This is a genomic window from Phenylobacterium sp. LjRoot219 (assembly GCF_964252995.1).
Lineage (GTDB): Bacteria > Pseudomonadota > Alphaproteobacteria > Caulobacterales > Caulobacteraceae > Phenylobacterium.
Window position 1 is genome coordinate 1,588,744 of the sequence record NZ_CAXUQI020000001.1, and the last position, 12,734, is coordinate 1,601,477.

The window sequence follows — 12,734 nt, forward strand, 5'->3', positions numbered from 1 at the left end:
GTCCTACTCGATGACGGCGAGCGGCTCGCCGAACTCGACGGGCTGGGCGTCGGAGACCAGGATCTCGACGATCCGGCCGCCCTTCGGCGCCGGGATCGGGTTCATGGTCTTCATGGCTTCGACGATGAACATCGTCTGGCCGGCCTGGACCGTGTCGCCGACCTTCACGAAGGGATCGGCGCCCGGCTGCGGCTGCAGGTAGACGGTGCCGACCATCGGCGAGTTCACCGTGTCGCCGCGGGCGCGGGCGGGCGCTTCCGCCACAGCCGCGGCGGCGGGCGCCGCAGCGGCGGCGACCGGGGCGTGCGCGACCGGCGCGGCAGCGACGTGCACCGGGGCCGCCATCAGCGTCCTGGCCACGCGAATTTTCAGCTCGCCGTGCTCGACCTCGATCTCGCTGAGGCCGGTGTCGGTCAGGATGTCGGCCAGTTGGCGCACCAGGCGCGCGTCGATCGGATCGGCGGGAGCCTTGGGACTGCTAGCCATTCGTTCGTCCTTGCTAATCGTTAGGGGCCGTCAGCGGGCCAGGCCCGCGGCCGCTTCAACGGCCAGTTCATAGCTCGCCGCTCCGAAGCCGGAGACGACGCCGGTGGCGGCGAGCGACACGTAGGTGTGGCGGCGGAACTCTTCGCGCGCCGCAGGATTCGACAGGTGGCACTCCACCACCGGCAATTCGGCGGCCTTCAACGCATCGAGGATCGCGATGGAGGTGTGGCCGTAGCCGGCGGGGTTGATGACGATCGCACAGCCCTTCTCGCGGGCCTCCTGGATCCAGTCAATCAACTGGCCTTCGTGGTTCGATTGACGGAACACCAGTTCGCGACCGAGCGCCTTGGCGCGCGCTTCGCACCTGCGGCGCACGTCCTCAAGGGTCTCGCGTCCATAAATCTCCGGCTCGCGGGCGCCCAGGAGGTTGAGATTGGGACCGCTCAGCACATAGATCGGTTTCGACATTCGGCTCCGCCGTCGATTCCGCGGTCTTGTACCGGTCGGCGGCGGGGGTCACAAGCACGGCGGAGGCTATGCATGAACCTGACCGTCAACGGAGAGGCTCGGATCCTGGAGGGCGTGAGCGATATCGCGACCCTGATGACCGCGCTCGGCCTCGACGGACGCAAGGTGGCGATTGAGCGAAATCTGGAGATCGTGCCGCGTTCGGCGTACGAGAGGACCGCGCTGGACGACGGCGATCGGATCGAGATCGTGCATTTCATTGGAGGCGGCTGACGTGGACGGAACCCAGACCCCAGAGTCGGACACCTGGTCGGTCGCCGGCCGGACGTTCCGCTCCAGGCTGATCGTCGGTACCGGCAAGTACAAGGACTACGCCCAGAACGCGGCGGCCGCCGAGGCCGCCGGCGCCGAGATCGTCACGGTCGCGCTGCGCCGGGTGAACCTGTCCGACCCCAGCCAGCCGATGCTGGTCGACTATGTGAAGCCCGACCGCTTCACCTTCCTGCCGAACACCGCCGGCTGCTACACCGGCGAGGACGCGGTGCGCACCCTGCGGCTGGCGCGCGAGGCCGGCGGCTGGGACCTGGTCAAGCTGGAGGTGCTGTCCAACACCAAGCACCTGTTGCCGGACATGGAGGAGACCCTCCGGGCGCTGAAGATGCTGGTCGCCGACGGTTTCCAGGTGATGGTCTACTGCTCGGACGACCCAGTCTACGCCAAGAAGCTCGAGGACGCGGGCGCGGCGGCGATCATGCCGGCGGCGGCGCCGATCGGCTCGGGACGCGGGATCCAGAACTTCCTCAACCTCGGCCTGATCATCGAGCAGTCGAGCGTGCCGGTGCTGGTCGACGCCGGCGTCGGCACGGCCTCGGACGCGGTGCTGGCGATGGAGATCGGCTGCGACGCGGTGCTGATGAACACCGCCATTGCCGAGGCGGGCGACCCGATTCGCATGGCCTGCGCCATGCGCCACGCGGTGATCGCCGGCCGCGAGGCCTATCTCGCCGGCCGCATGGCCAAGCGGATGTACGCCGATGCGTCCTCGCCGCTGTCGGGGATGATCTGACCGCGGCTGAACGCCCCCTCAGTCCGCTGCGCGGACAGCTCCCCCGCTAAAGCGGGGGAGCATCTTTGGCCCAGATCCTCCACCGCGCAGCGGGGGAGGTGGATCGCGCCGCAGGCGCGAGACGGAGGGGGCGTTTGCGGCTACCGCCGCCCCACCGCCTTGTGCACGGTCCAGACGACCAGCGGGTTGAGCGCGATCGACAGGATCGCGGCGATGACGATCAGGCTGTGGCCGGCGCGGGACATCGCGCCCAGGCTGACGGCGAGCGCGGCCAGCAGGAACGAGAATTCGCCGATCTGCGGGATCGACCCGGCCAGCAGCGCAGCCTTGGTGTGGTCGAGCTGGCCGCCGAGGCGCAGCGCCAGCGCCGCCGCCAGGCCCGAGGCCAGGACGACGAACAGCACGCCGGCGACGGCCAGCGGCTGGCGGACGATGATGCTCGGGTCGAACAGCATGCCGACCGAGACGAAGAACAGCACGGCGAAGGCGTCGCGCAGCGGCAGCGACCGCTCGGCGGCGTTGTGGCCGAGCGGCGAGCCGTTCAGCACCAGGCCGGCGACGAAGGCGCCGAGCGCGAACGAGGCGCCGAAGGCGGCGTAGGCCAGCCAGGCGATGCCGAGCGCGATGGCCAGCACGCCGAGGGTGAACAGCTCGCGCGAGCGGGTGTGGGCCAGCCCGACCAGCAGCCACGGCAGGACGCGGCCGCCGACCAGCCACATCAGCCCCATGAACACGCCGATCTTCGCCAGCCGGAAAATGATCTGGCCGGCGGAGGTCCAGAGGTCGGCGTGGTCGCGGCCGGCGAGCAGCGGCAGCAGCACCAGGGCGATGACCGCGAACAGGTCCTGCACCACCAGCCAGCCGATGGCGATTCGGCCGGTCTCGGTCTTCAGTTCGTGACGTTCCTCGAGGGTGCGCAGCACGACGACGCTGGAGGCGATGCCGAGCGACAGGCCGAGCAGCAGCGCCTCGCCGTCGCCCATGCCGATCAGCCGGCCGAGCCCCCAGCCCAGCGCCGCGCCGAACGAGACCTGCACCAGGGCGCCGGGGAGGGCTGCGCGGCGCACGGCGAGCAGGTCGCGGGGCGAGAAATGCAGGCCAACCCCGAACATCAGCAGGATGACGCCGATCTCGGCGAGCTGGCCCGCCAGCTGGCTGTCGGCGAGCTGGCCCGGGGTGAACGGCCCGACCGCGACGCCGGCCAGCAGATAGCCGACCAGCGGCGACAGCTTCAGCCGCAGGGCGCCCAGACCGAACAGGAAGGCCAGCACGAAGGCGGCGACCAGGGTCAGAATCAGGCTGTCCCCGCCGTGCGCCATCGGGCCCCCCTCGCCAGCGTGCCGAATCCGAAGGCCGCTGGCGCAGGCATGCGCCGCAGCGAACCTCAGAGTCGGAAGACTAGCGCCGTTTGGTCAGCTGGTCTGCTTCAGCGGGCCGGCCTTGGTCACCGCGATGGCCGCGCGGACCGCGCCCAGGTCGGCGCCCGGCACGACGTGGTCGCCGATGATGAACACCGGGGTGCCCTCGAGGTTGAGCGCGCCGGCCAGCGCGCGGACGTCGGCGATCTGCTTGCTGATCGCCGGGTCGGCGGCGGCCTTGCGGGCCGAGGCCGGGTCGATGCCGGCGTCGCGCAGGCCACGGTCGATCGAAGCGTCGTCCAGCGCCTTCTCGGCCATCCAGGCCGAATAGACCTGCAGGCCCTTGGCCTTCACCTGCGGCGTCAGGGCGAGCCGGGCGGCGGTGTCCGACACGTCGCCGAAGATCGGGAATTCCTTGAAGACGAAGCGGACGTCCGGGTGCTGCTTGATCAGCTCGGCGACCTCGGGAGCCGCGACCTTGCAGTAGCCGCAGCGGTAGTCGAAGAACTCCACCACCGTGTACTTGCCATCGGGATTGGCGACGAAATCGCGCGAATCCCGTTCCAGCTCCTGGCGATGCTTGGCGACGGCGTCGGTGGACGCCTTGGCGACGGCCGCCTGCTCCTTCGCCTGGAGCTTGTCGGCCGCCTCGCGGATCACCTCCGGGTGCTCCAGCAGATAGGCGTGGACCCGCTTGCCGAAGGCTTCGTCGTCGGACTTCTGGCAGCCGGTGAGGGCGAGGGCGGCGGTGAGCGCCAGCAGGGCGCCGGAAGCGATTTTCATACCGCTGAGATAGGCTGCTGGCGCCGGCATAGCCAGCCCTGCGTCGCCAGTCCGCGAGGAGCGCCCTCGGGTCTAGTGCGCCTGGGACTGGGCGATGGCGCCTTCCTTGGCGAGCTCCTTCAGGTCGTCCTTGCTGGGCTTGGAGACCAGCACGATGTCGGTCGCGCGCCGCCAATCGGGAGTGTTCTTCGACAGCTTCTCGCGGGCGCGCATGGCGAAGACCCGCGCCTGGTTCATGTCGCCGACATAGAACTGGTACTCGGCGGTCGCCAACCGGGCGAGGCCCTCCTGGCCGCGCTTGTCGTAGGCTTGGGCCAGCAGCCGCCAGGCCACGGCGTTGTCCTCTTCGGCGGTGAGCGCCCGCTTCAGCTCGGCCACGCCTTCGTCGACCTTGGCGTTGTCGTCGAGCGCGATCAGCGTCTGCCCGAGGTTGATGCGCAGCAGCGGCGCGTCCGGCTTTAGCTCGACCGACCGGCGCTGCGGCGCCTCGGCTTCCTGGGTGCGGCCGAACTCGAACAGGATCTGGCCCTTCAGCTCCCACAGATAGGGGTTGTCCGGCTGCTCCTGCAGCAGGGCGTCGATCTGCTTCAACGCCTTGTCCGGCTCTTTCATCTGGTAGTAGGCGATCGCGCGCGCGTAGCGGGCCGGATAGCCCTTGTCGGCCTCGGTGTACTTCACGACCGCCGACTGCGGATTGAGGAAGCCGTCCAGCTTGGCCTTCATGATCGCGTGCTCGGTGGTCGCCTCGGCGCTGTCGGTCTCGCTGAAATGCGGCAGGGCCTCGACCCGCTGGCGCAGCGCGTCGATCCGTTCGGACGATAGCGGGTGGCTGCGGAAATAGCTGTAGCGGCGGGCTTCCTCGAACACTTCCTGGTAGCGGAAGTTGTCGAAGAAGTCGGCGAGACCGCGGCCCGACAGCCCGGACTTCTCGAGCAGGGTGGCGCCCGCCTGGTCGGCGCGGGATTCCTGTTCGCGGCTGAAGCCCATGGCCCCCAGCGTGCCGAAATAGCCGGCGCTGCCGATCAGACCGGCGGCGGCGTCGCCGGAGCCGGCCATCGCCGCCAGCACGCCCAGGCCCATGGTCAACAGGAAAGGCCGCATGCCGGCGCGGCTCATCTCGTCCGAGCGGGCGCTGTGGCCGGCGGCCAAGTGGCCGACTTCGTGGGCGATGACGCCCTGCAGTTCGTTCGGGTTCTTGGTCTGCAGAATGAGGCCGGTGTTGATCCCCATCAGCCGCGGGGCGGCGAAGGCGTTCATTTCCTTCGAGCCGACGATGGCGATCTGCACGGTCTTCGGCTCGATGCCCGCCGCCCGCAGGATCGGGTCGGCGTCGCGATGCAAGATCTCCTCGATCTCAGTGTCGCGGATCAGCGTCTCGCCGTCGTCCTGGGCCGCCGCGAGATTCGGACGAGCCACGAGGCTCGCCGTCAGCAGCGCCGCCAGCAGGAAACGTGAGATCGACCGGGCAGGGGCCATGCTCAACTCTCTATAGCGTCCCCCGATCCCGATCAGAGACTAAAGCCTTTCCGGCCCAGGCGGAACCGCCTGGGCCGGGTTTGGCAGGCTTCAGTTCCGCGGCGGTCAGCCGCGCCGCCACCAGCCGCGGCGCGGGGCCGCCGGCGGCGCGGTGATTTCGGACGGATCGGGCTCGCGCACCGGGGCGGGCTCCGCCGCCGGCGCGGTGACGACCGCTTCGGCCGCCACCGGCTCGGGCGCGGGCGCCGGAGCTTCGACGACCACTTCGGCCGGCGCGGCGGCCGGCGTTTCGACCGGCGCAGCGTCCGCGGTCGCAACGGCGGCCTTGCGGCTGCGGCTGCGCGGCTTCTTCACCGGCGGCGCATCGCTGTTGGCGGCGACCGGCGCTTCAGCCGGAACCTCCGCGGGCGCTTCGACCGGAGCCGCGGCAACCGGTTCGGCCGGCGTTTCCGCCACGGCTTCCACCGCGGCCTCGACGGCGGCGTCCTCGGCGGCGCCACGGCCACGGCCACGGCTGCGACGGGCGCGCTTCGGCTTCTCCTCGACAGCCGGCAGTTCGACCCAGACCTCCTCGTTGGAGGCCGGCTCGCGGGCGATCACCGGGGACGGCGCCAGGACCGTTTCGGCCGCGACCGCCGCGACCGCCGCAAAGGCCGGTTCAGCCGCCGGCGGACGCCGGTCGTTGGCCGGTTGCGGCGCGGGGGCGCGCTTCAGGTCTTCCGCCGGGTCGTACCAGACGAACGGATCTTCGCCGTAAGGCACCCACGGGCGGGTCCAGGCGAAGACGTCCTGCGGACGGCTGTCGTCGCGCATCCGACGACCGCCGCGGCGGCCGCGACGACGCCGGCGACCATCGCGGCCGAGCTCGTCGTCGCCTTCCTGCGCCTCGACGGGCGAGGACGGCGCGCGCTCTTCACGCGGCTCGTCGCGGACCTCGTCGCCGCGCCGACCGCGGCGGCGGCGGCGGCGGCCGCGACGACCGCCTTCGCCCTCGACGCTGTCATCGCGGGTTTCGCGGACTTCGCGGCGTTGGCCGTCGCGGGCGACCGGTTCGCGCTCGACGGTTTCCTCGACCTCTTCGTCCTCTTCCTCGTCCTCTTCGTCGTCGAACTCGACCTCGTCGTCATAGGCCTCTTCCGGGGCCGGGACGTAAGGTTGGACCGGGGCGGCGAGCGGCGCGGCGTGCTCGGCGCGGGTCTCGCTGGCGGTGCGCTCGATCAGGCAGTCGGCGTGCGCCATCTCGTCGTCGATGACGATGGTGACGAACAGGCCGAAGGACTGGTGCAGCCGCGCCAGGTGGGCGCGCTTCTCGTTCAGGATGTAGAGGCCGACGGCGCGCGGCGCGGTCAGGGTGGCTTCGCCGCCGCCCTTCAGCGCTTCGATCTCCATCGACCGCAGGGCCGCCAGGGCGCTCGACTCGACCGAACGCACGCGGCCGGTGCCGGCGCAATGCTCGCAGACGTGGGTCGTGCCTTCCAGCACGCCGGTGCGGCGGCGCTGGCGGCTGATCTCCATCAGGCCGAACGGGCTGATCTTGCCCATCTGCACCCGGGCGCGATCGTCCTTCAGGCAGTCCTTCAGCTTCTTCTCGACGGCCCGGTTGTTCTTGGCCTCGTCCATGTCGATGAAGTCGATGACGATCAGGCCGGCGAGATCGCGCAGACGCAGCTGGCGGGCGGCTTCTTCCGCCGCTTCCATGTTGGTCTTCAGCGCCGTGGCCTCGATGTTCCGCTCACGGGTGGAGCGGCCGGAGTTCACGTCGACGGCGACCAGCGCCTCGGTCTGGTTGATCACCAGGTAGCCGCCGGAACGCAGAGGCACGACCGGCGAATAGATCTGCGACAGGTGGTCTTCCACCTTGTGCTTGACGAAGAGCGGCGCAGCCTCGCGGTACAGCTGCACCTTCTTGGCCTGGCTCGGCATCAGCATGCGCATGAACTCGCGCGCTTCGCGGAAGCCGGCCTCGCCCTCGACGAAGACGTTATCGATGTCCTTGTCGTAGAGGTCGCGGATGGCGCGTTTGACGAGGTCTTCCTCCTCGTAGATCAGCGCCGGGGCGATCGAGTGCAGGGTGGTCTCGCGGATGTTCTCCCACAGGCGCAGGAGATACTCGTAGTCGCGCTTGATCTCCGCCTTGGTGCGCTTGGCGCCGGCGGTGCGGACGATCAGGCCCATGCCCTGCGGTACTTCGAGGCTCTGGACGACCGATTTCAGCCGCTTGCGGTCGGTGATCGCGGTGATCTTGCGGCTGATGCCGCCGCCACGCGCCGTGTTCGGCATCAGCACGCCGTAGCGGCCGGCCAGCGACAGATAGGTGGTCAGCGCCGCGCCCTTGTTGCCGCGCTCTTCCTTGACGACCTGAACCAGCATGATCTGCCGGCGGCGGATCACTTCCTGGATCTTGTACTTGCGCATCAGCCGCCGGCGGCGCCGGGCGACTTCTTCCTCCATGACGTCGTCGTCGTCCTCGGAGGCGCTGGCGGCTTCGTCCTCGTCCTCGTCGTCCGACGAGGCCGCGCGGCCGCGCGGCTCATGGTCGTCGTCGTCCTCGGCCTCTTCGCGCAGCAGGGCTTCGCGGTCGGCGACCGGGATCTGGTAATAGTCGGGGTGGATTTCGTTGAAGGCCAGGAAGCCGTGACGGTTCCCGCCGTATTCGATGAAGGCGGCCTGCAGCGACGGCTCAACGCGCGTCACCTTGGCGAGGTAGATGTTCCCCCGGAGCTGCTTTCGGTTCTGGCTCTCGAAATCGAAATCTTCAACGCGGTTTCCGTCGACCACCACCACACGCGTCTCTTCTGCGTGCGCGGCGTCGATCAACATCGTCTTTGTCATAAATCGGATCTCCACGGCGCGCGGCGGGCATCTCGGCCCCGCGCTGCCGGCTGGTGGGATGAGCGCGCGCGAGCCGGCGGACGGCGCCGAAATCGGCGTCCCGGTCGGCTTCTGGGCCGGTAAAGGCTTGAGCTGCGCAGCTCATCAGGTGTGTTCCCTGGCGCGCCCGGATAGGCGCGGAACGGAGGATGCGTCGTGGCCAACGGCCTTGCGCCGACGCCGGCGAGCGCGCGACTTCGCCCTGCTCAAAGCCGGGGCGGCTCGTCGCGCGATGGGACTTTAGCAACACTGAGCGGCAAATTGGAAGCGTTCCGAAAAGTCGCAACCCGGAAAGGTCTCATTAACCGCTTGGCTACGCCCGTGCGGCTAAATGAGTTCTTCTGTCGATCGACGGCCCGTTTAGGTTTGCGGCGATGTTTAGGCGTTTGCGGCAGGTTTTTGGCGGAAAGGCGCGCGTCCTCGCGGTCGCGGCCATCGCCGTGCTCGGCCTGGCGGCGGTCGCCGCCTCGCACGCCGCGCCGATCGCCGCCGACCTGCTGCGGGTCCGGCTCGGCGGCGACGCCGTTCAGACGCGGATCGTCGTGGACCTCGATCACGCCACGACGGGCAAGGTGATCGCTGACGGCGCCGACGATCGGCGCGTTGTGCTGCTGCTGCAGGGCGCCTCCACCGAGGGGGCGCAGGGGGCCGGGGTCGGGCTGGTCAAGGCCTGGGTGGCCGATCAGACCTCGGGCGGCGCCCGCCTGCGGATCGACCTGTCGGCCGATGGACGGATTAAGCGTCGCTTCCTGCTGCCGCCGGCCGACGGCGTCGATCACTACCGCTATGTGATCGACGTGGCGCCGCTGGATGCAAGCGCGGTGCGGCTGACCAAGGCGGCGAACGCCCCGCCGGTGAAGCTGCGCGCGCCGCTGCCGCTGAAGAAGGTGGTGGTGATCGACGCCGGCCATGGCGGCAATGATCCGGGGGCGCGCGGCGCCCTGGCGATCGAGAAGGACCTCAACCTGATCGCCGCCCAGGCGCTGAAGGCGCGGCTCGAACGCTCCGGCCGCTATAAGGTGGTGATGACCCGCGAGGCGGACGTCTATGTCCCGCTGGAAGACCGGGTGCGGATCGCCCAGCGCGCCGACGCCGACCTGTTCATCTCGCTGCACTCGGATTCCGCCGCCGAGGCGAACCTCAGCGGCGCCAGCGTCTACACCCTGTCCGACAAGGCCTTCGCCCGCGCCAGCCGGTTCGTGAAGCCCGACGACTGGTTCATGCGCGCCAGCCTGACCTCCGATCCCGGGGTCAGCGACATCCTGTTCGACCTCACGCAGCGGGCGACGAAGAACCGCTCGGCCACCTTCGCCGAGACCCTGATGGCCAAGCTCGACGGGCGCACGCCGCTGCTGCGGCGCAGCCACCGCAGCGCCGGTTTCATGGTGCTGCTCGCCCCCGACGTGCCGGCGGTGCTGCTGGAAATGGGCTTCATCTCCAATGCCGAAGACGAGCAGCGGCTGCGCGATCCGGAACAGCGCGACCGGCTGATCGACGGCGTCGCGGCGGCCATCGACGAGCATTTCGCCCAGACCGGCAAGCTTGCGGCGCGCTGACGCGAAGAGCCCGGCAGCGTGCTGGGTCTGAAGGTCGCCGGCGCCAGGATCGACAGCTCGCGCGAACTTCAGATCCGTAAAGCACGCTGGAAAACCCAAATTCGCCAGTGTCGTGATCGATTCCGAAGTTCGTTCGACCTGGCCATCAAACGCCGACGAACTTCGGAATCGCGACACTGGCGGGCGTTGGCGCCCGCCGCAACGCGCGCTAGACGGGGCAGGGGAGCGGGGCGTCCCCTGGAGGCGAGCGCAAGTTGAATCCCCCTGAGAAGTGGGTCGCGACGGCCGGTGTGGCCGTGCTGAGCGCCATTGCGGTTGCGGGATTCTGCGCGGCCATCTGGGCGGCGTGGCTGTTCCACGACATGCCCGACGCGACCGACCTGGCCGACTACCACCCGCCGACGGCGACCCGCGCCTATGCCTGGGACGGCACGCTGATCGGCGAGTTCTCGCGCGAGCGGCGGATCTTCGTGCCCTACGACGCCATGCCGCCGAAGCTGGCGCTGGCCTTCCTCGCGGCCGAAGACCACAACTTCTTCAAGCACGGCGGCATCGACGTCGGCGGCCTTGGCCGGGCGATGGCCCGCAACGTCGTCAACGCCGCCCAGGGGCGCCGTTTCGAGGGCGGCTCGACGATCACCCAGCAGGTCGCCAAGAACGTCCTGCTGACCAGCGATCAGACTCTTGGCCGCAAGCTGAAGGAGGGGATCCTCGCCGGGCGCCTGGAGCAGGTGCTGACCAAGGAGCGGATCCTCGAGCTCTATCTGAACGAAATCTGGCTAGGCTACCGCTCCTACGGGGTCGGCGCGGCGGCCTACAACTACTTCGGCAAGTCGATCACCGACCTTACGCTCGCCGAGTCCGCCTATCTGGCGTCCCTGCCGAAGGGCCCGGACAACTACCATCCGATGCGCCGCAAGAAGCAGGCGATCATCCGCCGCAACTGGGTGCTCGACCAGATGGCGGAGATGGGCTGGGCGACCCGCGCCGAGGTCGAGGCGGCCAAGCGCGAGGACCTCAAGGTCCAGCCCGAGCCGAGCCGCGCGCGCTACCGCGACGCCGACTATTTCGTCGAAGAGGTGCGCCGCCGCGGGCTGGCCACGCTCGGCGACCGGCTGAACGAGGGCGGCTACTACATGCGGACCACGCTGGATCCGCAGATGCAGAGCGCGGCGCGGACGGCGCTGATGGCCGGCCTCGAGGCCTATGACCGCCGGCACGGCTGGCGCGGGGCCTGGGGCCATGTGACCACCCTGGCCGGCTGGGAGCAGGTCGCCAAGAAGACCGCCAAGCCGGCCGAGCGCCGCACCTGGCGCGCGGCCGTGGTGACCGACGTCGGCGGCGGCGTGGTCCGGGTGCGCACCATCGAGGCCGCGACCGGCGTGCTCGCCCCGGAGGACGTCACCTGGGCGCGGGCCGGCAAGGGCATCGGCACCGGCGATCTGATCTTCGTCGCGCCCGACGACGCTGATCCGGCGAAGCTGCGCCTGAAGCAGATCCCGCAGGTCAACGGCGCGCTGGTCGCCATGGAGCCCGACTCCGGCCGGGTGGTGGCCATGGTCGGCGGTTACTCGTTCTCGCTGTCCAGCTTCAACCGCGCCACCCAGGCGATGCGTCAGCCGGGCTCGGCGTTCAAGCCGATCGTCTACGCAACGGCGCTGGAGAACGGCTACACCCCGGCCAGCGTGGTGATGGACTCGCCGATCACCCTGCCGGGCGCCGGCGGCCAGGCCTGGTCGCCGGAGAACTACGAGCACAAGTATTATGGCGCGCTGCAGCTGCGCAAAGGCCTCGAGCTGTCGCGGAACACCATGACCGTGCGCCTCGCCCAGGGCGTCGGCATGCGCAAGATCGCCACCAACGCCGAGAAGCTCGACATCACCAAGCAGATGGACCCGGTGCTGGCGATGGCGCTGGGTTCGGGCGAGACCACCGTCTTCCGCATGGCCTCGGCCTATTCGACCTTCGTCAATGGCGGCCGCAAGGTCGATCCGCACCTGATCGAGCTGGTGCAGGACCGCGAGGGCAAGGTCATCTTCAAGGCCGACAAGCGCGACTGCGACCGCTGCGACGCTGGCTTCAGCGGCGACGAGAGCCCGCGCATCGGCCTGACCGGCGACCAGATCTGGAATCCGATCACCGCCTACCAGATCACCAGCATGCTGCAGGGCGTGGTCCAGCGCGGCACCGCCACTCAGGCGTCGTCGCTCGGTCGCCCGCTCGGCGGCAAGACCGGCACGACCAACGACTATCGATCGGCCTGGTTCATGGGCTTCTCCCCGAAGCTGGTCGTCGGGGTCTATGTCGGCTTCGACGACAACCGCAGCCTTGGCAAGGGCGAGACCGGCGGCGTCGCGGCGGTGCCGATCTTCGTGCAGTTCATGCAGGAGGCGCTGAAGACCGAACCCAAGGACGACTTCGTCGCGCCGAAGGACGCCAAGTTCGCCATGGTCCGCGGCATCCGCGAGGCGTTCCGGCCGGGCACCGAGCCGCGGGTGGTGATCGCGCCGCGCGGCGAGGGCGGCATGCCGGTCGGCCCGCAGCCTTACAATCAGGTCTGGCAGAATGGAGTCACCGGCGCGCCCAACGCTGCGGCGGCCGCCCCGCCGAAACGCCCGACCGAGGACGTCACCGGCTTGTACTGAGCCCCCTTGTTGTGGGAAGGGGCGC

General features: G+C 69.6%; 10 protein-coding genes. 4 read left to right on the forward strand and 6 right to left on the reverse strand.

Going from position 1 to position 12,734, the window contains the following annotated elements:
- Nucleotides 1-3: 3 nt before the first annotated feature.
- Entirely contained in the window at nucleotides 4-486 is a 483-nt protein-coding gene (accB, locus tag ACSQ14_RS07870) for an acetyl-CoA carboxylase biotin carboxyl carrier protein (protein ID WP_436011401.1), read from the reverse strand.
- Between the two features lie 30 nt (nucleotides 487-516).
- Nucleotides 517-954 (reverse strand): type II 3-dehydroquinate dehydratase, encoded by a 438-nt coding sequence (aroQ, locus tag ACSQ14_RS07875; protein ID WP_436011403.1) that lies wholly within the window; start codon nucleotides 952-954, stop codon nucleotides 517-519.
- 72 nt (nucleotides 955-1,026) lie between these two features.
- On the opposite strand from aroQ, the gene thiS reads away from it, so the two are divergent.
- Both thiS and ACSQ14_RS07885 read left to right on the forward strand, forming a co-directional pair.
- Nucleotides 1,027-1,227 carry a sulfur carrier protein ThiS gene (gene thiS / locus ACSQ14_RS07880; RefSeq protein ID WP_436011405.1) on the forward strand — a complete coding sequence of 67 codons (201 nt, stop codon included), beginning with the start codon at nucleotides 1,027-1,029 and terminating at the stop codon, nucleotides 1,225-1,227.
- 1 nt (nucleotide 1,228) lies between these two features.
- Nucleotides 1,229-2,020 carry a thiazole synthase gene (locus tag ACSQ14_RS07885; protein WP_436011407.1) on the forward strand — a complete coding sequence of 264 codons (792 nt, stop codon included), beginning with the start codon at nucleotides 1,229-1,231 and terminating at the stop codon, nucleotides 2,018-2,020.
- A gap of 140 nt (nucleotides 2,021-2,160) precedes the next feature.
- Here the strand turns inward: ACSQ14_RS07885 and ACSQ14_RS07890 are convergent, their stop codons facing one another.
- The 4 genes from ACSQ14_RS07890 to ACSQ14_RS07905 all read right to left on the reverse strand — a co-directional run bounded on the left by ACSQ14_RS07890 (nucleotide 2,161) and on the right by ACSQ14_RS07905 (nucleotide 8,469).
- Nucleotides 2,161-3,339, reverse strand: coding sequence for a cation:proton antiporter domain-containing protein (locus ACSQ14_RS07890; protein ID WP_436011409.1), 1,179 nt, complete (start codon nucleotides 3,337-3,339; stop codon nucleotides 2,161-2,163).
- A gap of 93 nt (nucleotides 3,340-3,432) precedes the next feature.
- Nucleotides 3,433-4,161 carry a DsbA family protein gene (locus ACSQ14_RS07895; protein ID WP_436011411.1) on the reverse strand — a complete coding sequence of 243 codons (729 nt, stop codon included), beginning with the start codon at nucleotides 4,159-4,161 and terminating at the stop codon, nucleotides 3,433-3,435.
- Between the two features lie 72 nt (nucleotides 4,162-4,233).
- A complete protein-coding gene (locus tag ACSQ14_RS07900; RefSeq protein ID WP_436011413.1) occupies nucleotides 4,234-5,637 on the reverse strand; it encodes a M48 family metalloprotease in 1,404 nt (467 codons plus the stop codon).
- Nucleotides 5,638-5,742: 105 nt separating this feature from the next.
- On the reverse strand, nucleotides 5,743-8,469 hold the full coding sequence (locus ACSQ14_RS07905; RefSeq protein ID WP_436011415.1) for an Rne/Rng family ribonuclease: 2,727 nt from the start codon (nucleotides 8,467-8,469) through the stop codon (nucleotides 5,743-5,745).
- Nucleotides 8,470-8,894: 425 nt separating this feature from the next.
- On the opposite strand from ACSQ14_RS07905, the gene ACSQ14_RS07910 reads away from it, so the two are divergent.
- A complete protein-coding gene (locus tag ACSQ14_RS07910) occupies nucleotides 8,895-10,064 on the forward strand; it encodes an N-acetylmuramoyl-L-alanine amidase family protein (protein ID WP_436011417.1) in 1,170 nt (389 codons plus the stop codon).
- Between the two features lie 254 nt (nucleotides 10,065-10,318).
- The gene (locus ACSQ14_RS07915; RefSeq protein ID WP_436011419.1) at nucleotides 10,319-12,709 is read left to right on the forward strand and encodes a penicillin-binding protein 1A; all 2,391 of its coding nucleotides are present in this window, start codon (nucleotides 10,319-10,321) and stop codon (nucleotides 12,707-12,709) included.
- Nucleotides 12,710-12,734: the final 25 nt, after the last annotated feature.